This is a genomic window from Bacillus sp. EB106-04-02-XG92, from assembly GCF_058791995.1.
The window spans coordinates 259598-279649 of sequence record NZ_JBYTEA010000004.1; the positions used below are offsets into that span (position 1 = coordinate 259598).

General features: G+C 34.8%; 29 protein-coding genes. 27 read left to right on the forward strand and 2 right to left on the reverse strand.

Annotated features, from left to right (window positions below; genetic code table 11):
- Positions 1-51: 51 nt before the first annotated feature.
- The 11 genes from AC3WVA_RS12770 (at position 52) to AC3WVA_RS12820 (ending at position 4352) form a co-directional block, all read left to right on the forward strand.
- Positions 52-318 carry a helix-turn-helix domain-containing protein gene (locus tag AC3WVA_RS12770; protein WP_088122881.1) on the forward strand — a complete coding sequence of 89 codons (267 nt, stop codon included), beginning with the start codon at positions 52-54 and terminating at the stop codon, positions 316-318.
- A complete protein-coding gene (locus AC3WVA_RS12775) occupies positions 318-482 on the forward strand; it encodes a hypothetical protein (RefSeq protein WP_492321953.1) in 165 nt (54 codons plus the stop codon). The genes AC3WVA_RS12770 and AC3WVA_RS12775 overlap by 1 nt, the downstream gene beginning before the upstream one ends.
- 29 nt (positions 483-511) lie before the next feature.
- Entirely contained in the window at positions 512-688 is a 177-nt protein-coding gene (locus AC3WVA_RS12780) for a hypothetical protein (RefSeq protein ID WP_199795098.1), read from the forward strand.
- A 6-nt stretch (positions 689-694) separates the two neighbouring features.
- The gene (locus AC3WVA_RS12785; protein WP_492321954.1) at positions 695-1567 is read left to right on the forward strand and encodes a DnaD domain-containing protein; all 873 of its coding nucleotides are present in this window, start codon (positions 695-697) and stop codon (positions 1565-1567) included.
- Positions 1536-2339 carry an ATP-binding protein gene (locus AC3WVA_RS12790; protein WP_492322000.1) on the forward strand — a complete coding sequence of 268 codons (804 nt, stop codon included), beginning with the start codon at positions 1536-1538 and terminating at the stop codon, positions 2337-2339. The genes AC3WVA_RS12785 and AC3WVA_RS12790 overlap by 32 nt, the downstream gene beginning before the upstream one ends.
- Before the next feature lie 15 nt (positions 2340-2354).
- Positions 2355-2549, forward strand: a complete 195-nt coding sequence (locus tag AC3WVA_RS12795) for a hypothetical protein (RefSeq protein WP_131102247.1) — start codon at positions 2355-2357, stop codon at positions 2547-2549.
- Positions 2550-2574: 25 nt separating this feature from the next.
- Complete coding sequence (locus AC3WVA_RS12800) at positions 2575-2748, forward strand: DUF3954 domain-containing protein (RefSeq protein WP_000805174.1); 174 nt, start codon at positions 2575-2577, stop codon at positions 2746-2748.
- 14 nt (positions 2749-2762) lie between these two features.
- Entirely contained in the window at positions 2763-3017 is a 255-nt protein-coding gene (locus AC3WVA_RS12805) for a hypothetical protein (protein ID WP_131102249.1), read from the forward strand.
- Positions 3018-3028: 11 nt separating this feature from the next.
- Positions 3029-3448: a hypothetical protein gene (locus AC3WVA_RS12810; RefSeq protein WP_492321955.1), complete on the forward strand. Its 420-nt coding sequence runs from the start codon at positions 3029-3031 to the stop codon at positions 3446-3448.
- 15 nt (positions 3449-3463) lie between these two features.
- Positions 3464-3946 (forward strand): nucleoside triphosphate pyrophosphohydrolase family protein, encoded by a 483-nt coding sequence (locus AC3WVA_RS12815; protein WP_492321956.1) that lies wholly within the window; start codon positions 3464-3466, stop codon positions 3944-3946.
- A 199-nt stretch (positions 3947-4145) separates the two neighbouring features.
- The gene (locus AC3WVA_RS12820) at positions 4146-4352 is read left to right on the forward strand and encodes a hypothetical protein (RefSeq protein WP_492321957.1); all 207 of its coding nucleotides are present in this window, start codon (positions 4146-4148) and stop codon (positions 4350-4352) included.
- Between the two features lie 243 nt (positions 4353-4595).
- Here AC3WVA_RS12820 and AC3WVA_RS12825 read toward each other — a convergent pair whose 3' ends face one another.
- Together AC3WVA_RS12825 and AC3WVA_RS12830 are read right to left on the reverse strand one after the other, a co-directional pair.
- Positions 4596-6191 (reverse strand): NTTRR-F1 domain, encoded by a 1596-nt coding sequence (locus AC3WVA_RS12825; protein ID WP_492321958.1) that lies wholly within the window; start codon positions 6189-6191, stop codon positions 4596-4598.
- A gap of 54 nt (positions 6192-6245) precedes the next feature.
- On the reverse strand, positions 6246-7154 hold the full coding sequence (locus AC3WVA_RS12830) for an NTTRR-F1 domain (protein ID WP_492321959.1): 909 nt from the start codon (positions 7152-7154) through the stop codon (positions 6246-6248).
- Positions 7155-7417: 263 nt separating this feature from the next.
- Here AC3WVA_RS12830 and AC3WVA_RS12835 point away from each other — a divergent pair, with 263 nt between their 5' ends.
- The 16 genes from AC3WVA_RS12835 to AC3WVA_RS12910 all read left to right on the forward strand — a co-directional run bounded on the left by AC3WVA_RS12835 (position 7418) and on the right by AC3WVA_RS12910 (position 20047).
- Positions 7418-7609 (forward strand): hypothetical protein, encoded by a 192-nt coding sequence (locus tag AC3WVA_RS12835; protein WP_492321960.1) that lies wholly within the window; start codon positions 7418-7420, stop codon positions 7607-7609.
- Between the two features lie 381 nt (positions 7610-7990).
- A complete protein-coding gene (locus AC3WVA_RS12840) occupies positions 7991-8161 on the forward strand; it encodes a hypothetical protein (protein ID WP_492321961.1) in 171 nt (56 codons plus the stop codon).
- Positions 8162-8188: 27 nt separating this feature from the next.
- Positions 8189-8674: an ArpU family phage packaging/lysis transcriptional regulator gene (locus AC3WVA_RS12845; RefSeq protein ID WP_492321962.1), complete on the forward strand. Its 486-nt coding sequence runs from the start codon at positions 8189-8191 to the stop codon at positions 8672-8674.
- On the forward strand, positions 8671-9213 hold the full coding sequence (locus tag AC3WVA_RS12850) for a site-specific integrase (protein WP_492321963.1): 543 nt from the start codon (positions 8671-8673) through the stop codon (positions 9211-9213). The genes AC3WVA_RS12845 and AC3WVA_RS12850 overlap by 4 nt, the downstream gene beginning before the upstream one ends.
- A gap of 318 nt (positions 9214-9531) precedes the next feature.
- Entirely contained in the window at positions 9532-10566 is a 1035-nt protein-coding gene (locus tag AC3WVA_RS12855) for an endonuclease/exonuclease/phosphatase family protein (protein ID WP_492321964.1), read from the forward strand.
- Between the two features lie 321 nt (positions 10567-10887).
- Positions 10888-11388 (forward strand): hypothetical protein, encoded by a 501-nt coding sequence (locus AC3WVA_RS12860; RefSeq protein WP_492321965.1) that lies wholly within the window; start codon positions 10888-10890, stop codon positions 11386-11388.
- A gap of 271 nt (positions 11389-11659) precedes the next feature.
- Positions 11660-12859, forward strand: coding sequence for a DUF3800 domain-containing protein (locus tag AC3WVA_RS12865; RefSeq protein ID WP_492321966.1), 1200 nt, complete (start codon positions 11660-11662; stop codon positions 12857-12859).
- Between the two features lie 513 nt (positions 12860-13372).
- Positions 13373-13909 (forward strand): hypothetical protein, encoded by a 537-nt coding sequence (locus AC3WVA_RS12870; protein ID WP_492321967.1) that lies wholly within the window; start codon positions 13373-13375, stop codon positions 13907-13909.
- A 232-nt stretch (positions 13910-14141) separates the two neighbouring features.
- On the forward strand, positions 14142-14282 hold the full coding sequence (locus AC3WVA_RS12875; protein ID WP_492321968.1) for a hypothetical protein: 141 nt from the start codon (positions 14142-14144) through the stop codon (positions 14280-14282).
- A gap of 53 nt (positions 14283-14335) precedes the next feature.
- Positions 14336-14572, forward strand: a complete 237-nt coding sequence (locus AC3WVA_RS12880) for a hypothetical protein (protein ID WP_492321969.1) — start codon at positions 14336-14338, stop codon at positions 14570-14572.
- Entirely contained in the window at positions 14559-14894 is a 336-nt protein-coding gene (locus tag AC3WVA_RS12885) for an HNH endonuclease (RefSeq protein WP_492321970.1), read from the forward strand. The genes AC3WVA_RS12880 and AC3WVA_RS12885 overlap by 14 nt, the downstream gene beginning before the upstream one ends.
- Positions 14895-15016: 122 nt before the next feature.
- Positions 15017-15328 carry a P27 family phage terminase small subunit gene (locus AC3WVA_RS12890; RefSeq protein WP_000301149.1) on the forward strand — a complete coding sequence of 104 codons (312 nt, stop codon included), beginning with the start codon at positions 15017-15019 and terminating at the stop codon, positions 15326-15328.
- Positions 15325-16992 carry a terminase TerL endonuclease subunit gene (locus tag AC3WVA_RS12895; RefSeq protein WP_492321971.1) on the forward strand — a complete coding sequence of 556 codons (1668 nt, stop codon included), beginning with the start codon at positions 15325-15327 and terminating at the stop codon, positions 16990-16992. Before AC3WVA_RS12890 ends, AC3WVA_RS12895 begins: the two co-directional genes overlap by 4 nt.
- Positions 16993-17057: 65 nt before the next feature.
- Positions 17058-18146 (forward strand): phage portal protein, encoded by a 1089-nt coding sequence (locus AC3WVA_RS12900; RefSeq protein ID WP_492322001.1) that lies wholly within the window; start codon positions 17058-17060, stop codon positions 18144-18146.
- Positions 18146-18889, forward strand: a complete 744-nt coding sequence (locus AC3WVA_RS12905) for a head maturation protease, ClpP-related (protein ID WP_492321972.1) — start codon at positions 18146-18148, stop codon at positions 18887-18889. The genes AC3WVA_RS12900 and AC3WVA_RS12905 overlap by 1 nt, the downstream gene beginning before the upstream one ends.
- A 3-nt stretch (positions 18890-18892) precedes the next feature.
- The gene (locus AC3WVA_RS12910) at positions 18893-20047 is read left to right on the forward strand and encodes a phage major capsid protein (protein WP_098093434.1); all 1155 of its coding nucleotides are present in this window, start codon (positions 18893-18895) and stop codon (positions 20045-20047) included.
- The last annotated feature ends 5 nt before the right edge of the window (positions 20048-20052 follow it).

Here is a 20052-nt window from a genome sequence, read left to right on the forward strand (position 1 = left end):
CCTTAAGTTAAGTTATGGTTGGTTAAGTAAATTAAAAAGGAGCAAAACAAAATGGGATTAGATCAAATCATTAAAGAGTCAATCCGCGAAGTTGTTCGAGAAGAAATTCAAGCAGCTTTAGCTTCATTCCAACAACAATCACAACCAAACAAGGTAATGCGAGTGAAGGAAGCAGCAGCTTTCTTAAACATAGCGGTTTGTAGGATGTATGAATTAGCAAGTCATCCTAAGTTTCCAGTGATAAGAGAAGGGCGTAAACTACTTTTTCTACAAAAAGATTTGGAAGCATGGTTAGAAGCACAAAAGGAGGTAATCTAGTGGAAGATACAACATCATTAGTAGTATTCGCAATGTTTATCGCGTGCAGTGCATCGCTACTTTACATTACTTACGAACCGATAAAACGATGGGCTTGGAGTGACGTAAAACAAAATAAAAAGACCCATTGCAGTGGGTCCTTTAAGAAAAACAAGTTGTTATAAGTATACCACGGAAAGTTGGGGAATAGTACATGGATTTAATTGAATATCAAGTGCTATTACCTAAGAAGTTCTGGGACTTAGCAGAGAGCAAGGATGAATTAAAAAAGATGATTAAACGGTATTTCAAAGTTGGTTATCCGCATTATGAAATTCAACGAATTATCCAAAGTGGACAAGCATATGTGGCGGTTTGTACAAGGAGGTAAATATTTATGTCAAACATAGTAAATGAAATTGGTGGGTTAAATTTCAAAGGTAATGTGGTAGATCATGAATGGTTTAATTACATCACTTTTAGTAATGGTAAACCTCATATTGTAGCGATTATAGTTTTGAGTGAAATTGTTTATTGGTATCGCCCTACAGTTATTCGAGATGAAATAGATGGGAAAGTTACTTACAAGAAAAAATTCAAAGCAGACAAGTTACAAAAAAATTATCAACAGTTAGCCGATACGTTTGGATTTACAAAATTACAAGTGAAAAGAGCATGTGATTTATTAACGGATATGCTACTAATAAAAATCGAGTTTAGGACCATCAACGCTGATGGGAAAATTTTGAATAACGTAATGTTTGTGGAGCCTGTACCAAGAGAAATAAAGAAAATTTCTAGTATGTATCAACAAATAGAGGAAGGCCCTGGTTACTTAGAAGTAAATAGGGTGGTTACTTCTAAGTCAAGACCCTCCTCACTTACAAATAAGGAGTCTCCCAATTTCAAAGTAAAGACAAATACAGAGATTACTACAAAGATTACTACAGAGAATGTAAGTAGTAGTATCTTCTCTTTCTATGAAAAAAATTTTGGTATTTTAAATTCATTCATAGCTGAAAGTATTTCGCAATGGGTAAACGATACAAGCGAAGAACTTGTACAAGCAGCTATGGAACGTGCTTTGAAACAGCAGAAGAAATGGAATTATGCTGAGGGCATTTTAAAACAGTGGGTTAACAATAACGTGAAGACCTTAAAAGATGTAGATGCTTTAGAAACGGAATACCAACGAAATAAAGGAGTGAAAAAACGTGTCGGAATCAATCGGAAGAGTGATGACTCGGATAGTGAATACATCGGCTTGTAGTGAAGAAACAGAAGGGTATACATGCGAACACTGTAACAAATATATCGCGGCAATTATTGTAGAAGTTCCGCAGTTACGTATTAAAAACAAAATACTTCCTACATGTGAGTGTGTTGTAGAACGTGAAGAAGCAAAAATACGTGAAGCTCAAAACTTTGCTAAGAAGAGAGAAATAGAAAAGTTGTTCAGTATCAGTAATTTAGGAGAAAGGTTCTCCAAAAGTACATTTGAATCGTTTCTAGATAGAAATGGATCAGAGACAGCTTATAAAGTTGCAGTGAACTACGTGAAGACTTTTAAAGAGTGGAACGGGGAATCGTTAATGTTTTGGGGAGAATCTGGTAATGGTAAAACACACTTAGCAGCCGCAATTGTAAATGAGCTTTCTAAAAAAGGATACATCGTAGTATTTCAAAGTGTTCCAGAATTATTGCAACGTATTCGCAGTACGTTTAACAGCGAAAACAAAGAAAATGAAACACAAATTATGAGAGCCCTTTTAGAATGCGACTTACTTATATTAGATGATATTGGAGCAGAAAAAACTACGGAATGGGTAGAAGAAAAATTATTCAATATCATTGATGGTCGGTATAGAAAAGAACTTCCTACTTTATATACGAGTAATTTGGAACCAAAAGAGCTGAAAAACCAAGTCGGAAAACGTTCATATGACCGAATGGTTGAAACAAGTCTAACTGTAAAAAATGAAGCGGCTAGTTATAGAAGAGAGATAGCAAAGCAACGTTTACAAAGGTTTATCGAAGCATAAAAGGAGGAAATAAAAATGTGCGTATTATGTCATGATACAGGGATTATTCGTAAAGAAGCTTATCCGGGTGTAATTGAAACGAACGGTTGTAATTGTGAAGTGGCAAAGCGACAGCAAGCGGAAAACGATAAGCGTTGGCAAGCATGGCTAATAAAATTTGAATCAATGAAACAAGAATTAGAAAGAAAAAAACAACAAAAAGCTAGTTAGCAAGAAAAAGGGGGATTTCATTCGTATGAAGCCTACGAAAGTTGAAATCGATGTTACGGATAATAAAATTTATGTAGTAAAAAACGGTGAGGTTACTCCGCTGAATCCTCCAGTAACAGGATTTGGTGAACAAGTAATTACTTGGCAAGGCGGGAAAGTTGATCGTGTATCAACTACAATCACTGAAAAAATTAAATAACTGGGGATGCGATTATGAAGCAATTAACTATTGATGATGTTGTAGGTAGTTTCGACTACAATGCGATAAGTACCAGTGAAAAATTTTTGAATCCAAGCTATGAAGTACATTTCTATGATAAAGAGGAACGGCAAAAGATGGATTGTTTTGATGCTAAAAATGAAAAAGAAGCTTGGGACGCAACAATAGAAGAGTATGGCAAAGGTATTCAGAAGATTAGGATAACTTATTCGAATCGTACCAGAGCTGAATTTCTAGCACTAGATTAGGAGGTAAAGTGATGGCTTTCAATCGTTGGTTAACTGATGAGGAATATCAGCAAGCTGAATCAAACGGTATTAGTAGGAGAGTTCTTTACATGAGGATGTACAGATACGGTTGGGAATTGCAAGAAGCATTAACTACACAACCAAGAACATATTGGCATATGGGCGAAGGGAAAGAAAATAAGTGGTTGAAAATAGCAACGGAAAACGGAATCAATTCAAGTACTTTTTACAGCAGAGTAAATAATGGTTGGGATCCTAAAGACGCGGCAAATATTCCGACGCGTAAACAACTGGACAGAAAGGAACTTGTTAAGATTGCTAAATCCATTGGTATAAGTGTAAGTACTTTCAGATCTAGATTGAGTTATGGATGGGACCCGATGAAGGCAGCTACAACACCAGCTAAGACAAAAAATAAAAATATTAGTTAATAGGGGTAGATGAAAATGAAAGTAATGGAAAACGGTGTATTAGAAGCAACAAAATTAATTAGTGAAGCGAGAAAAGAAGATCAAGTTATAAAAGAAGCTACGGTTTTACAGATTGCAAGCATCTTGTCAATTGGTGAATTAAACGATTATCAGGAAGCAACTTTACGCACTTGGAATAACAAAACTGATTTTGGAGGACGTGTTTCAAATGCAGCTTTAGGGCTTACAGGAGAAGCTGGAGAAGTTGCTGATATTGTTAAAAAAGCAATTTATCACGGACATGGTTTCCAACCATCGCATTGTCCAGGAGAAGAGGACGGAAACACTTATAAATTAGCCTTGGAGCTTGGGGACATTATGTATTATGTATCAATTATGGCGCACGAACTAGGATATACGTTACAAGATATTGCTGAAATGAATATCGCAAAATTAGCTAAAAGATATCCAGACGGATTTAGCCGGGAAGCAAGTCAAGCACGTGTCGATGTGAAGTAAATAAAAAGTCCTAGCTTAAAATGCTAGGACTTAAGGAAGTAAAGTTGTTGCAATTGTCGATTCCATATTAATGACTGTTAGGAACTTTAATAGTATAACCAATTGCTGATTATAAGTATATATAAATTTAAAAATTAACAAAATAGTTTTTTAGTAGATTGTTATACAATTTGAATTTTGTAGAAAAGGGGAATTGAGAATGAAAGAAGATAAATGTGTATCATGCGGTGAAATTGCTGATGATGGTCTTGCTATGGGGAGATTGTGTTACTTCTGTATTGAAAAAGCAGTTGTTTATATAAATAGTCAACAAATTGAACAAGAGCGCTTGGAAATTGAAGCAGAGCAAGAAATAATTGCTAAAGCTGAAGAAGAGAACTGGAGAGAAGCGAACAATATGTACTAAAGTTCGTAATATTGATTAGGATCTCAGCTGATAAATAAAGTGAATGTTCGTGTTTTATAGTAATTTGTCAGCTGGATCTCAAAGTGAATGTTCGTTTTTAACAAAAGCGTTATTTGGTAGAAAATCTCCCCTTAAGAGCACCTTCAAATAGTGCTCTTAAGGGGAAGTAAGTGTATGTCCACAAAAGTGTTTACTAGCTGTAGCAATAAACTTTTTATATTCTTTCATATGAGTTCAAAAAGTTTAAATGCAGTTTGGCATTATTGCTATACCGAAGGGCTGAGTACCAACTGGTATAGGTACCCCAATAATTGTGTTAGTAATAGCATCGAAAACATATACGTCATTGCTAAATAGATTAGTAAAATAGCCGCGGGTACCGTTTGGTGTTATGGCTATGCCTGTTGGACCGAGATTAGCAAAAAGTACTCCGATGGTTGTGTTTGTATGAGTATTGATGATAGATATATTATTACTAAGGAAATTAGCAACATAAGCACTATTACCATCTGGTGTTATAGCTATATCTCTAGGCTCATCACCAACAGGTATAGGTGCTCCAATAACGGTGTTAGTGATAGTATCGATAACATATACATTAAAGCTAGATGTATTAGTAACATAGGCGCGAGTACCGTCTGGCGTTATAGCTATATCATTAGGACCAGTACCAACAGGTATAGGTGCTCCAATAACGGTATTAGTGATAGTATCGATAACATATACGTCGTTGCTAGAGAAATTAGCAACGTAGGCGCGAGTACCATCTGGCGTTATAGCTATACTCCTAGGGCTATTCCCAACAGGTATAGGTACTCCAATAACGGTGTTAGTGATAGTATTGATAACATATACGTCATTGCTAGATGCATTAGTAACATAGGCGCGAGTACCATTTGGTGTTATAGCTACATCAATGGGATTAGAACCAACAGGTATGGGTGCTCCAATGACTGTGTTAGTAATAGTACTAATAACAGATACATCATTACTTGATTCATTAGTAACATAGGCGTGAGTACCGTCTGGCGATATCGCAATATTGAGAGGGAGAGTACCAACAGGTATAGGTGGTGCAATGACTGTATTGGTTAAAGTACTAAAGATTGATACAGAGCCACTACCGCTGTTTACGACATAGCCAAGAGGAACCGAAGTAATTAAAACAATATCACAAATAGAAATGACACTTGTTCCTTCATTAGAAATAAAAACAATGCTTCCTCCACCGACACTAGAGATTTGACCTTGAATCGAATCACTACATCCCGAAAGACGAAGAGCAACGAAACGTCCTATACAATGTTGGAGTGTGGTTTCTATATCTTGGAAACAGGTTGTTTCAGGTGCTGGCAATCCAGTAGGCCCCACGGAAAGAAGGGCTACATCGTCAATAAATACATCTGCACTTCCTAATTCGGAAAACTTAGCGATAACTATTGATGCTGTATTAGCTGTAGCCGGCACTGGAGAAGTAGTCCCATAAACTTCTAACCAATCTTTTTCGTTGTTATCGGGGATACGATTAGAAAGTATAAAAGTAACTAAGCCATCACCCAAAAAAGTATTGTCATTATAATATTGAACATTGATAGCTATCAATGGACTAGGAAATGGTCCGACTTTAGAAAGGGATACAAAAAGTTCGAACGTTTCATTTGGGGATACTGGAACCGCTTGAGCAATAATAGCGGTAGCTAAACCTCCAGATAATTTAGCGCTGTAAACACCAGAATGACTGTTAGAGCTATTAATAGAAACAAAAGAGGGGTTGTTTACAATAAATGGCGAAAGAGTTCCCGTCTCGAATCCTCCATTTACAATGCGGTTTTTAATCAAAAAATCACCATCTTTTAAAGTTAAATTTTTTTAATGAAAGTAAAATCGTTTTATTTATAGTGGAGATGGAAATCTAGCAGCTTCAAAGTGTGAAGAGTCAGGGAATCCCTCAATAATACCAGCTGAGGAAATAGAAATATAACGTACGATAACGGCATCTCCTGCATTTAAATGTAGGACTCCAGAGACGCTTAAAGTAGGAGTTGATGGGAGGCCAACTGAATAAACGCCTTTACTGCTTAATGTAAGAATATTATTTACATAAATTTTTAATATAGCTATATGACTAAGATCGAGTCCAAAAAGCTGTGCCTCGACCATTGCAAAAACAAAATACACCCCATCCTGTTTAGGGATAAATGTAGATGTAAGTGGATTATACTCATCGTTTAAATCAAATATTTGATCTTCGTAACTAACTGGTATATCACTATTTTCTGTAACGTTTTGAGAAAATATTTTTTCAGCTCTAAATGCAGATTGCGGTGGTTCGACGGATAGAAGGGATATATCATCAATAAATACATCAGCACTTCCTAATTCGGGGAACTTAGCGATAACTATTGATGCTGTATTAGCTGTAGCTGGCACTGGAGAAGTAGTCCCATAAACTTCTAACCAATCTTTTTCGTTGTTATCGGGGATACGATTAGAAAGTATAAAAGTAACTAAGCCGTCACCCAAAAAAGTATTGCCATTATAATATTGGACATTGATAGCTATTAAAGGGCTAGGAAATGGTCCAATTTTAGAAAGGGATACAAAAAGTTCGAACGTTTCATTTGGGGATACTGGAACTGCTTGAGCAATAATAGCGTTAGTTAAACCCCCAGATAATTTAGCGCTGTAAACACCAGAATGACTATTAGAGTTATTAATAGAAACAAAAGAGGGGTTATTTACAATAAATGGAGAAAGAGTTCCCGTCTCGAATCCTCCATTTACAATGCGATTTTTAATCAAAAAATCACCACCTTTTTAAGTTAAGTTCTTCTTTAAGATGTCTCTATATATTATTGGACAAAAGGAAAGAGTGCTTGTACAAAATAATAAAATCCACTCTAGTAAATAAAAACACTATTTTATAAAAAAAGAGAAGCACTTGAACAGGGTGCTCCTCTTAATGCCAATACACAATACCTATCCAATTATAATGCATATGCATTAGATATTTAACAATTACTTTTATGGTAAAAACTTTATTTAGAAGAAAAGGAGAATGAATAATGAAAGAAAAAGGATATCTACCAGACGATGCTTATTGTGAAGAGGATATTGCAGCTGTTAAAGAATTAGTAGAGGTTTATGGAATACCAGAAGGTGCAGCAATCGATTGCTTGGTAAGTCGTACAGCTAAGGAGATGGAAACAGTATTAACTTTCCTTAGAAGATATGGACGTATAATCAAAGTTTTTTAATAAAAATTTCATTTTAGCGTAATGCAAAAAGAGTACACATTCGATATGTACTCTTGAAAAAAGGAATGTGATGAAACATAACACTATAACATATGCTTGCCTTATTTAAAAGTGCAAGGAATGTAACAAAATGGTTATTTTAAAGTTTGAATAACAAATAAAAAGAGCACTGCGAAAAGTGCCCTTGGAGAGATAGCTCAATGTCCTATGAGTTGTCATTCAATATTAATATATGAGCACCTAATTAAAAGTTTACAATATTACCCCAAAAAAGAATATAGTCCAGCTAGAAAACTAGAGGACACCAATTCATTAAAGCAGCAATTAAATCTGTTTTAGGAATAGGTGTCCTTTTTATTTTGAAAAGGGAGATGGAGAAATATGAAGGCACTAAAGGACCAATTACGCGAGTGGAAAAAACAGTCGAATCAAACGAAAAAGAAAACTAAGAAAAAGCGAAAAGAGAAGTTAAGCACTCGTGACATTGAAGGTTTAATGGGGATTCATGGACCACGTTATGAACGAAGACGTGGAGCATTAGGACAAAAGTAATCTAAAAATGAAAAGGAGTGGTCTTACATGACTAAACAATTATCTTTCTTGCCAAAAATTGATAGAGTAGCAACGCAGAAAAAATTAGAAGGTGTTCTTGAAAGCATACGTTTATATAGACAGTTTGGAATGATGCGTGAAGAAATGAAAGTCACTCCTTCTTATGAAATTAGATATCACGGACCTACAAATGATGTAGGAAAACCATTAGAAGATGTAGCGATGGCTAATATACAGCAAAGTAAACGAGAAGAGTGGATTAAGCAAACGTCATTTCGTATTGACCAGTTTCTTAGTCGTTTGGGTAATGGGCGTGCAGGAATGGATCAAAGAAATATCATCATTAAGCGTTATTTAGAAGATGAAGATGTATGTGACTATATGGTATATAACGAAATTGGCATGAGTGAGCGTACTTATCGACGCGTTAAGGCTAGAGTGTTTTATAAACTCGCTTTTGCTCTTAGATTAGAAGTGTATGAGACTGAAGAAACGGGAGGTATTAATAAATGAATTTCGTTCAACCAATACGTGATCCAGAGCAAATACAGCAGTTAAAAGAATATTTTAAGGAAAAGAGCTTACGTAATTACATTCTCTTTATTATGGGAATCAATACAGGCCTGAGAATCTCGGACATTTTGAAATTGAAGGTAGTAGATGTCAAAAGTAGTCATATATCTATGAGAGAAAAGAAAACAGGGAAACAGAAACGAATACAAATTACTGCAGCACTGAAAAGAGAACTTAAATGGTTTATTGAAGAAAGAGAAGATAATGAGTACCTATTACAAAGTAGACAAGGTAGGAATCGTCCGATTGGTCGTAGCATGGCATATAAGATATTAAGTGGAGCAGCGGCAGAATTCGGCTTAGATGAAATCGGAACGCATACACTAAGAAAGACGTACGGGTACCATATGTACATGCAAACGAAAAATATAGCATTACTCATGGAGATATTCAATCACTCGTCAGAGAAGGTCACGTTACGTTATATTGGTGTAAACCAAGATGCAATGGATAAAGCAATGACTAGGTTTAAAATCTAATCATTGCTTATTTCTTTTTTTATCTAGGGGTATCGCAACATTTTGGAAAAAAATACGCTAAGAGTATGAAAGATTTTATACAGTTCCAGTAACAAACAAGAACCCTAAAACTGCGCTAGGATAGGGATGTATAAAAATATGAATAGGGGTAAAGAAAAAAAGGTGAACTCCTTTTGAAAATAGGGATTCGCTTTTTTCTTGCTACCGCTAATAATGCGTGATGTTAACTGATCATGTATAGGATATACATACAAGCTAAGTTATTCGATTTGAATATAAATAATTATATTTAGTTTCAAAAAAAGGAAGTGAACTATTTTGAACTCATATTTTTCAAAACAAAAGAAATGCTGTCGTAGACTTTATCCTGCTTTTCCACCTGCTGTCCCTCCGATTCCAGAACCCAAAAAACCACCAACAGTCATGACGTGGAATCTTTATTTAGGTGCGGATTTTACACCATTTACAATCGCCACTACGCCAGCAGAATTACGCCAGGCGGTAACGGAAGTGTTTCGTCAATTTCTTGCGACCAATTTCCCTGTCCGTGTGAAAGCAATTGCCAGACAAATCGTTTTGAATAAACCTGATATCATTGGATTGCAAGAAGCAGAACTGTGGCAATTATTTGTTCCTGGTGTACAAACAGTCACATACGATTTTGTAGAATTGCTATTAAGTGAGTTAAGAAAAATTGGATTACATTATGAAGTAGCAGCTCAAAATGAAAATAATTCAGTGCAACTTCCAAGTAGCAATGGAAATATAGTAGGTTTTTTAGACAGAGACGTTATATTAATCAGAAAGGAATCCGGATTGGAGATTATTCAGCGGCAAGAAGCTAATTTTGCAGCAAAATTGACAATATTAGTTGGAGGACAACTATTCACGATTCCTCGGGGATGGTCATCTATCGACGTTAGCTCAAACGGACGTATCTTCCGGGTAATCAATACCCATTTAGAACCACTTTCTCCCCCAGTCCAAGTCGCCCAAGGAAATGAATTACTAGCTGGACCAGCCAATACAAATCTACCTCTGATTCTTCTAGGAGATCTGAATTCAAACGCTGACGGAACCGGCACACCAACATACGGGAATTTAATCAATGCTGGATTTCAAGATGTTTGGACTCAAGTTGGTAAAGGACAGGGATTTACATGTTGCCAAGAGCCAGATTTGTTGAATGCTGTATCCTCTCTAATCAGAAGAATAGATTTTATTTTGTTTAAAAACGGCTGGAACCCAATTGTAGCGGATGTGGTAGGAGAAGAACAACATGACAGAACATCAACCGCTCTTTGGCCGTCCGATCACGCCGGAGTTGTGGCTAGCTTGATTCTTCCCTCCTAAAGAAAAGATTATATTAAAAGACTCTGATAAATAAAGGATACAGTCAGAGAAATATGAATAACGATAAGGTGCTACCCCCATAAAACAGATGATTTATCTGATCGTGTTTTATATGGTCCCCTAACTATAGGCGGTGATATTGTGATGGGATCTATCATAATTTATTTAATTAACTACCGATAATGAGACGATATGTAAACTTTAACTGAATATGATATACATCATTCATGTTTATTGGCCAAGCATGGATAAACGTACAAGAAAAAAAGGCTCATTTTACATTTAATATATTAAATTTTAAAAAAAGGAGATTGATTATTTTTGTCTTCAAAAAATAGATGCTACGTTCCTTGGCTTCCTTGTGCATTTCCTCTGATTCCAGAACCATCTGTACTACGATCAGCGTTTAGAGCTTTTAATGCAACAACCCCACAAAATGTAGGGTCTGCTGATTTGACCCAAATTGTATATCCAAATAAAGTATTTGATTTAAACAATGAATATGATCCGATTACATCGACCTTTACTCCAAAACAGAATGGAATATATTTAATTATTGCAAGTTTGAGTTTTAACCCAAATGTTCCTTCAAATTATAGTTTAAGAATGTTTATTGATATAAACAGAGAAAGAGCTGCGGCAGCTGATAACGATTTTTTTGGTGAAGAAGTAACCGTTACAAGCAATCTGTTAAGCGTTTCTACCATTACACAATTATCTAAAAATGATAGTGTTCAAATTCTTGCACAAGCTACCGCAGATGGTATTACTGTACCTGGCCAAAGTTTTATACACTTTGAATCAGCTAGATTATTATCTTAACTTCCTCTAACGATAATTATGTAAATAAGCTGTCCACATGGGCGGCTTATGTTATTTTTTTACATAGCGTAGGCTATTTTGAAAAATGCTGGTGGTATCCCCTATACAGTTACTCATAAATTTCGTACTGTGTAACTCAAAAGAGAAAGGGAAATGAAATCAATGATATCAAGGGATTCAGCGGAGGGGTCAGTTACACAAAATATAAGATATGGATAACTGAACAATCGTTATGTTAAAATATAACAAAGTAATGTTAGGAGGGGAATTTATGACAGAACGCGATGATATTCTTAAAGAAATAGATGAAGAGATATTGAGAGAAGAGGCAGAAGAGGCAGAAGAGAAGGTAGAGTTAACTGAAGAGGAAAAGGCTGAAATAAGAAGAAAGAAGGCGGAGGCACTTTGGAGAGATGTACAAGCTGGTAATGATAAACATCTTATTACAAAGGTTGCTTCAGTAATGAATAGATATCCAGAAACAAGAAACTCAGATGTTGCCCTAATGATTAAATATTGGAAGATATACGAAGGACAGCGAGGGAATTTTGTAAGTTTAGAGAAGTTATTCGAAATGGAAAGACTTACATCTATCGCTCGGACAAGAGCGAAAATTCAAAATGAATATAATTTATTTCGCGCGGATAAAAAATTTCAAAGGTATAGACAAGACAGAGAAGAACAACAAAAAGAGTTTCAAATTATAGAGAAACCATCCGTACAAAAAATACACATTTATGCAGATGAAAGTGGCAAAAATGATGATTTTCTAATGGTTGGGAGCTTATGGGTTCTTGCAAAAGAGGGGGAATTAAATAGTCAAATTATAAATTGGATACAAGAAAGAAAAAAGACAGATAATACATGTCCAGATGAGTTTCATTTTAATAAGATAAGAAATAATGGAACGAATTTAAGAGTATACAAGGATTTTTTTGATTTTGTTATTGCTCGAGGAGCTATGATTTCTTTCAAAGGAATATCTGTTAATAAAACTAAGCTTACCCAACATACAGATGATTTAGTAACAGAACTTTACTATCAACTAGTTCGAGTAGGAATAGATCATGAAAGTAAAACAGGTAGAGTTGAATTGCCCAAACAAATCGAATATATAAAGGATCATGAAGAAGGTGAGAGCGCTTTAAGGGGACAACAAATTCATCAATCGTTAAGCGATAATTTCAAATTGTACTATGAAGAAGATTTGAAACTTGCTAACTTCTTTTCTATGGATTCAAAACTAAGTAGGTTTATTCAAATAGCAGATTTATTTACTGGTGCTTTAAATAGAAAGTATAATCATCGAAAAAAGAATCCAAATCAACCTCTTAATGCAAAGGATGAACTAGCTGAATATATATTAAGTATCATTAACTTGAAAGAAATAAATTATCCAGTGGAATTATATAACGAAGAAGTTTTAGGAGCATCAGATACAGACATGGCTACAATATATATATTTGACTAGACCTTTTATAAATAAGTGTCGAGGAAATGAGTGGCATAGTCGTGACCGCTTTTTGGCAGTAAGTTTGCCGGTTGTTTTGGAATCAATGTGATATATTTGTATTGTGAGAAGTGGCGGAAAACACAACTCATAAAATTCCTTTGTACAATATTTTTTCTAAACGACTTCATAATGACGGCACATAAAATCCGAAACCAGCAGATGGTACTGATTGGATGTTACCGTTAATAAGGAGAGCCTTTGCTCTTCTTTGAGTTAACAACCTTCTAGGTAGATGGAATGAGAGGAACTTGATAAGTCCGGCAAAAGTTTCCGTCTTAGTTGTTAGCTGAGAGAAGAATAAAACTTCACACACCGTAATTGAAGTACAAAACAATAATTAATGAAAAAAGTATCTATTGGGATGCTTTTTTATTTTAATAAAGGGATATTGTTTGATTTTATAGAAGTATAGGAAGTGGAAAGTAGATTAATAAAATAGAGGAAGAATAAAAAGTATGAGGTGCGTATGTGATGGAGATTAGAAAATATTTAGAAACTTTAGGTGTAGATGGAAAGAGCTTTGTCTTACTAACAATTACTCCAAAAGGGAAATATCCAACTCAATTCCAAGATGAAAATTACTGGATGTTTTTAAACAACATACTTCTTGATAAGGGAAGTTATTTAGGGATTTACGAACCAGAAAACAAAGAAATGATGGGATATGTGGCATTTACACTTTTTACTCAACCATTAATTTCTGACAAGTATGAGTTACCTTATCAGACAACGAAATGTAGACCAAGGGCAACTATAAAAGAAATTGAGGCATTTTTAGTATTGAAAGAATTTTATAAATATGTTCCAAGCGGAAAGATGAACGAGAAAGAAGCTATCGCTAAAGGAATAGAGATGGCAAAAGAATTTTTAGATAGGTTTGATAAAGAAAGCTTAGATTGTGTTATTACTGTGGCGGAAAGGCATCAAACAGGAGTGGATATTTTAAATGATTTAACATTTAATCAATCTAACGATAAATATTACTTTGACTATGTATATAGTTATTAATAAGTTCTTTTGTATTTGTATTAGTTCTAGATATATAGAAAATGCTAGTAAGATATAGAGAATTTATAAAAAGGCATTCCTTATGGAGTGCTTTTTATTTTATGGAATTATATAAGTCGTGTGAGAGTTTGAAAAATAGCATATTATCTTTTCCAATGTACATATTAAGTAAAGTGATTAATATGATACATAAAAGGTGGGATAATATGAGTGGAAATAAAAAAATGAAAAATTGAATAAGGTAAAGAAGTATTACTTTAATGAAGATAATCAGCCGGTAGCTGGTATAGAGCTAACTTTGCCACCTGATATAGGGAGTATGTTAGAGCAAAAATCAGATGATGATGTAAGTAGAGAAAGTAATAATGAATAAGTTTAATCTAAGCATCCATTTGGGTGCTTTTTATTTTTGGAGGAGGATGAAGGATGAATAAAAGCAAATTAACTAGTCCAGAACAAGCAATTATAATCAGCACATTCATTTCGATGCTGGGACCAGACCTTGTAAATGAACGTATCAATAAAAAGAAATTAGAAAGTGTTATTCCAATCTTTAATGAGATGGAAGATAACACAACACCAAAGCAAAGAAGAGAAGCAATGGTTAGTTTGTTAGATAAAACTATGGATAAGTTCTTAGTGATGAATGATGAAAGAATATAAAACTAAACAACAGAAGCGTAAGTTCTATGACAGTGGTGAGTGGAAGAGTATACGCGAACAGGTAAAGAAGCGTGATAAATATGAATGTCAGGAATGTAAACGTAATGGTAGTGTTCGTGTAGACACCAATGAATACAGTGAGAGTGCAAAGCGTAAGAAGATTCAACTCGTTGTCCATCATATAAAAGAACTAGAATATCATCCAGAACTCGCATTAGAAATGGACAATCTCGAAACAGTCTGTGTGGATTGCCATAATAAAGAACATGGAAGATTCTTTGAAAAGAAACCGAATAAATGGGAAAACGATGAAAAGTGGTAAAAATGATTTGGTAATAACCCCCCCTTAAAAATATTCATTAAAAAATGCTCTAAGGGGCACCGGAGGAGGGGGTTAACTGTCAGGTTTTTTTCGATTTTACGCACGTAAGGGGGGGTGGGGAGATGGCTGTTAGTATTGTGAGGTTAAAAGAACAGCTCATGAATAGTATTGATATCACAGATTTAGTCGAAGTTGAAAAAGTAGAAAGATACATTGATCTGGTCAAAGCATTTAGAAAAATAAATAAAACCATTAATAAAGAAGGCGAATCTGTAACAGTAAAAAATGGTTCTCAAGTTTTTGTTAAAGCCCACCCTCTTATAAGTGAGAGGAACAAAATTAACAGTTCTTTAATTGCTTTAGGAAGAGATATAAAATTCGTTCCTAAAGTGGGTGCTTCTAATACGGGATACAGTCCAAGTGATTTAATATGATCAGGCAAAAGTATGTAGATGAATATATTGAGCTTTATAGGAGTGGGAAAATAAAGTTCAATAAAGAAAGAGAACTGTTAATTGACTATCTAGAAAAATATGTTTTGAACAGAGACGATTTGTATTTTGATGATGAAATGATTGAGAAGTGTATCCGCTTTGGAGAGAAATGGTACTTCCCGTTGCAAGCATTTCAGAAATTCTTAATAGCATTCGTTTTTTTGTTTTATAAGAAAAACGGACGTGTATTTTATCGTAAATTCTTGTGGATGCTAGGACGTGGTGGCGGTAAAAACGGATTAATATCAGTCATCATTCATTTTTTAATTAGTGAAATGCATGGTATCACGGAGTATAACATTTCCGTTGTTGCAAATAGTGAAGAGCAGGCGAAAACCAGTCCAGATGAAGTTCATAAATGCGTCAAACGAAATGAAATATTGCAACGAGCATTTAAAACCACATTAACCCAAACTGTCTCTAAAGCAACAGGAAGTATATTGAAGTTTAGAACGTCTAATGGAGATACAAAAGATGGTTTGCGTGATGGCGCGGTTGTATTTGATGAAATACATCAATATGAAAGCAATAAAGATGTTCGAGTCCACATTAGTGGTTTAGGGAAAAAGAAAAACCCACGTGAATTTTACATTGGTACAGACGGGTATGTACGAGACGGATTTCTAGATAAACAAAAAGAAAAAGCAATGAAAGTTTTAAATGGTGAAGCCCGTCCAAATGCTATTTTTCCGTTCATTTGTAAATTAAATGACGAAAAAGAAGTCGATGATATCGATAATTGGGAAATGGCGAATCCAATGTTATCTCATCCTTTAAGTGAGTATGCTGAAGGCCTACTTGAAACAATAAAAGAAGAGTATGAGGATTTAGAGGACGATCCAAGTAACCGAGAAGAGTTCATGACAAAGCGAATGAACTTACCTGTTACAAATTTAGAACGGTCCGTTGCAAAATGGTCAGAAATTCTTGCTACAAATCGTCCTTTTCCTAATTTATATGCCCAAGAATGCATAGGAGCGTTAGACTTTGCGAGTATTCGGGACTTTGCGGCATGTGGTCTTTTATTTAGACAAAATGGTGAATATATCTTTAAAACTCATTCCTTCGTACGAAAAGAATTTGTTGATATCTATTACGGATATTCTAAAAAAGCAGGCGAGTTCAAGAAACAAAAATTCGCTCCAATTAAAGAGTGGGAAGAGCAAGGATTACTAACAGTTGTTGATGAGCCGACTATTAATCCTCAACACATTGTTGATTGGTTTGTAGAAATGCGAGAACAATATGGAATTAAAAAGATTATAGCTGATAACTTCAGGATGGAAGCTATAAGGCCGCTATTAGTAGCAGAAGGATTTGAAATAGAGGTTATACGAAACCCGAAAGCAATTCATAGTTTATTAGCTCCACGTATTGAAATGGCATTTGCAAATAAACAAATTATTTTTGAGGATAATCCGTTAATGCGTTGGTATACGCAAAATGTGTTGGTTGTTATCAAAAGTGATGGAAATAAAATATACGAAAAGAAAGAGCCTGTTCGTAGAAAAACAGATGGGTTCCAATGTTTTGTTCATGCTCTTTATCGGGCGGATGAAATACAAGAAGCGACTGATTTTGTTATAGGCAACATTAAATTCTAATAAAGGGGGTAATAATCATTGGATGGTTAGGTTCAGTGTTTGGAAGAAATAAAGAACTAAAATTTATGCTGGATCTGGATGCATTAACCGATACAGCAAACAGACTTCATATGAAACGTTTAGCGATTGATACATGTGTATCATTTTTAGGAAGGACGATTAGTCAATCTGAATTTAGAGTAAGAAATGGTAAAGCATTTAAGAAGGATGAGCTTTATTATCGATTAAATGTAAGACCAAACAAGAATATGACCGCAAGTACCTTTTGGGAAAGGTTTGTTCGCAAACTTATTTATGATAATGAGTGTTTAGTCATACAAGCAGATGATGGTGATTTACTTATTGCAGATGGATTTCAACATAATGAGTATGCTGTGTTTGAAGATACTTTTACTGATGTAAGGGTAAAAGATTATACGTTTAAGAGAAGTTTTAAGCAAAGCGAAGTTATTCATTTGAAGTATCGAAATGATAAATTATCTCCACTTATTGATGGATTATTTGCAGATTACGGTGATTTATTTGGTAGGATATTAAACTCACAGAAACGTAAAAATCAAGTTCGTGGCACGGTTGATATGGATATGATTGGTGCTAAAACTGAGGAACAAATAGCAAAGTTACAAGAGTTTATAGACAATATGTATAAGTCAATCGGTTCGAAAGATATAGCTATTGTTCCACAGCAAAAAGGTATTAATTATAACGAGATATACAATGGTGTTGCAAATGGTCCAAGTGTGGAAGAAATCAATAAAGTAACAAATGGTTTCTTGAATCAAGTAGCTATGGCAATTGGTATTCCTATAGCTCTGATATATGGAGAAATGGCTGATGTAGAAAAGCAAACGAAAAATTATATGCTTTTCACAGTACGACCATTATTAAAAAAGCTATCTGATGAAGCGAACGTTAAATTCTTTGAAATGAGTGAATATCTTTTAGGACGAAAAATTGAGGTTAAGGCTGTTTCCTATCAAAGTATATTTGATCTTGCGACAAGTATTGATAAACTCATTTCTTCAAGTGCATTTACAGGAAATGAAATTCGTTCAGAAGTAGATTATGAAGAGTCGGATGATCCAAATCTAAATATCCATCATATTACAAAGAACTATACAAAATTAAATGAATCTGAAGGGGGTGAGAAATGATGGAGCATGTGAATATGAATAAGCTTTTGAACTTAAAACGAGATATTCGTTTTGAAGCTAAAGGTGAAAATGAATACAAATTAACTGTTTATGGGTCAATTGGTGGATGGTTTAGTGAAAACAATGCTGAAGCAGTAAGAAGAAAAATTCAAGATGTTAAAGCAGAAAAAATTCACGTTCATATTAATTCTGGTGGAGGTTCCGCTTTTGATGGTGTAGCAATTTGTAATCAGTTAAAGCAGCATAGTGCAGAAATTATAGTTCATATTGATGGTTGGGCAGTTAGTGCCGCGTCTGTAATTGCAATGGCAGGTGATAAAATCATTATGCCTAGTAATACTATGATGATGATTCATCAAGCGAGTACCTTTGAATATGGAAATGCAGATTTATTTGAAAAAACAGCACGAGATCTACGGAAGATTGATTCAGCTTTAGCAGCATCTTATAAGAAACGTTTTGTTGGAACAGATGAAGAATTAAAACAACTTTTAAAAGATGAAACTTGGCTAACGGCAGAGGAAGCAGTTGCTCTTGGTTTAGCTGATGAAATTGCTGATGAAATCGAGATTGATGATACGCAAGAAGATGAAGAAGAGGAAGTTGTAGAAAATTTTAAAGAAGGGTTAGTAGCTAAGTATACCAAACAACCAAATAATCAAAATCCAGAAGAGCCTATTCAAGAGCCTGTTAATACAAAACAGAATCTGAGTACGCTCTTTTTAAATTTAGGAGGAAAATAAAATATGGTGATTAAATTTAATAACTTTGAAGAGAAGAAATTAGCATTTGCGAAAGCAACGCAGGAAGGTACAGCAGAAGAACAAACAGTAGCATTAAACTCCATGATTGAAGCGCTTGCTACAGATGTACGAGCTGATATTTTAAATCAAGTAAATGAATCAATGGTAGATCGTTCTATTATGCAGTCTCGTGGCGCTAATGTATTAACAAGTGAAGAAATGAAGTTCTTTAATGCAGTTGTGGAAGAAGGTGGTTTTAAATCTACTGAAACTTTACCTAAGACAACACAAGAGAGAATTTTTGATGATTTAGTTCAAGGTCATCCGTTGCTAGATCATATCGGTTTAGAGAATTTAGGAGCCGTGACAGAATTTATTTATGGAGATCCAGAGGGTGCAGCTGTATGGGGACCGCTATTTGGTGATATTAAAGGACAATTAAATGCTACATTCCGAAAAGAATCAATTACTCAACTGAAATTAACAGCATTTATTCCATTAGCAAATGATATGTTGAAGCTTGGTCCAGTATGGGTGGAACGATATGTTCGTACTATGATTACAGAAGCAATGTCGGTAGGTTTAGAGCGTGGTTTTGTAGCTGGTACGGGTAAAAATGAACCTATTGGATTATTAAAAGACCCTAGTGGAAGTGTCACGAATGGAGTATATCCAGATAAAAAAGTTGCTGGAACGTTAACTTTCGAGCCTGGTCGTAAAACAATTAATGAATTAAAAGGCGTGGTCAAATTATTGGCTAAAAAATTAAATCCTGATGGTAAAACAGATGCAGATAGACCTAAAAATGTAGCTGGTAAAGTAGTTATGGTAACAAATCCATTCGATACTTTTGACATTCAAGCAAATGCTACAATTCAAAATGCGGCAGGTGTATATGTAACGAGCTTACCTTTTAATCCAATCCCAACAGAATCTGTATTTGTACCTCAAGGACAAGTGGTGTTCTTTGTTAAAGGAGAGTATATTGCAGCGATGGGCGGAACGGAGCCAATCAAAAAGTTTGAAGAAACACTAGCTTTAGAAGATGCAACGCTTTATATCGCCAAACAATACGCTACAGGTAAACCAAAGGATAAATACACTTCACAAGTTTACACATTGAAACTTGAAGAAGTAACCCCACCAACACAAGGGTGATGTGA

What these genes read in the sequence shown, in the direction of transcription:
- AC3WVA_RS12770 (WP_088122881.1), top strand. Translation starts at nt 52, where the DNA reads ATGGGATTAGATCAAATCATTAAAGAGTCAATCCGCGAAGTTGTTCGA.
- AC3WVA_RS12780 (WP_199795098.1), top strand. Translation starts at nt 512, where the DNA reads ATGGATTTAATTGAATATCAAGTGCTATTACCTAAGAAGTTCTGGGAC.
- AC3WVA_RS12785 (WP_492321954.1), top strand. Translation starts at nt 695, where the DNA reads ATGTCAAACATAGTAAATGAAATTGGTGGGTTAAATTTCAAAGGTAAT.
- AC3WVA_RS12790 (WP_492322000.1), top strand. Translation starts at nt 1,536, where the DNA reads ATGACTCGGATAGTGAATACATCGGCTTGTAGTGAAGAAACAGAAGGG.
- AC3WVA_RS12795 (WP_131102247.1), top strand. Translation starts at nt 2,355, where the DNA reads ATGTGCGTATTATGTCATGATACAGGGATTATTCGTAAAGAAGCTTAT.
- AC3WVA_RS12800 (WP_000805174.1), top strand. Translation starts at nt 2,575, where the DNA reads ATGAAGCCTACGAAAGTTGAAATCGATGTTACGGATAATAAAATTTAT.
- AC3WVA_RS12805 (WP_131102249.1), top strand. Translation starts at nt 2,763, where the DNA reads ATGAAGCAATTAACTATTGATGATGTTGTAGGTAGTTTCGACTACAAT.
- AC3WVA_RS12810 (WP_492321955.1), top strand. Translation starts at nt 3,029, where the DNA reads ATGGCTTTCAATCGTTGGTTAACTGATGAGGAATATCAGCAAGCTGAA.
- AC3WVA_RS12815 (WP_492321956.1), top strand. Translation starts at nt 3,464, where the DNA reads ATGAAAGTAATGGAAAACGGTGTATTAGAAGCAACAAAATTAATTAGT.
- AC3WVA_RS12820 (WP_492321957.1), top strand. Translation starts at nt 4,146, where the DNA reads ATGAAAGAAGATAAATGTGTATCATGCGGTGAAATTGCTGATGATGGT.
- AC3WVA_RS12835 (WP_492321960.1), top strand. Translation starts at nt 7,418, where the DNA reads ATGAAAGAAAAAGGATATCTACCAGACGATGCTTATTGTGAAGAGGAT.
- AC3WVA_RS12840 (WP_492321961.1), top strand. Translation starts at nt 7,991, where the DNA reads ATGAAGGCACTAAAGGACCAATTACGCGAGTGGAAAAAACAGTCGAAT.
- AC3WVA_RS12845 (WP_492321962.1), top strand. Translation starts at nt 8,189, where the DNA reads ATGACTAAACAATTATCTTTCTTGCCAAAAATTGATAGAGTAGCAACG.
- AC3WVA_RS12850 (WP_492321963.1), top strand. Translation starts at nt 8,671, where the DNA reads ATGAATTTCGTTCAACCAATACGTGATCCAGAGCAAATACAGCAGTTA.
- AC3WVA_RS12865 (WP_492321966.1), top strand. Translation starts at nt 11,660, where the DNA reads ATGACAGAACGCGATGATATTCTTAAAGAAATAGATGAAGAGATATTG.
- AC3WVA_RS12870 (WP_492321967.1), top strand. Translation starts at nt 13,373, where the DNA reads ATGGAGATTAGAAAATATTTAGAAACTTTAGGTGTAGATGGAAAGAGC.
- AC3WVA_RS12880 (WP_492321969.1), top strand. Translation starts at nt 14,336, where the DNA reads ATGAATAAAAGCAAATTAACTAGTCCAGAACAAGCAATTATAATCAGC.
- AC3WVA_RS12885 (WP_492321970.1), top strand. Translation starts at nt 14,559, where the DNA reads ATGAAAGAATATAAAACTAAACAACAGAAGCGTAAGTTCTATGACAGT.
- AC3WVA_RS12890 (WP_000301149.1), top strand. Translation starts at nt 15,017, where the DNA reads ATGGCTGTTAGTATTGTGAGGTTAAAAGAACAGCTCATGAATAGTATT.
- AC3WVA_RS12895 (WP_492321971.1), top strand. Translation starts at nt 15,325, where the DNA reads ATGATCAGGCAAAAGTATGTAGATGAATATATTGAGCTTTATAGGAGT.
- AC3WVA_RS12900 (WP_492322001.1), top strand. Translation starts at nt 17,058, where the DNA reads ATGCTGGATCTGGATGCATTAACCGATACAGCAAACAGACTTCATATG.
- AC3WVA_RS12905 (WP_492321972.1), top strand. Translation starts at nt 18,146, where the DNA reads ATGGAGCATGTGAATATGAATAAGCTTTTGAACTTAAAACGAGATATT.
- AC3WVA_RS12910 (WP_098093434.1), top strand. Translation starts at nt 18,893, where the DNA reads ATGGTGATTAAATTTAATAACTTTGAAGAGAAGAAATTAGCATTTGCG.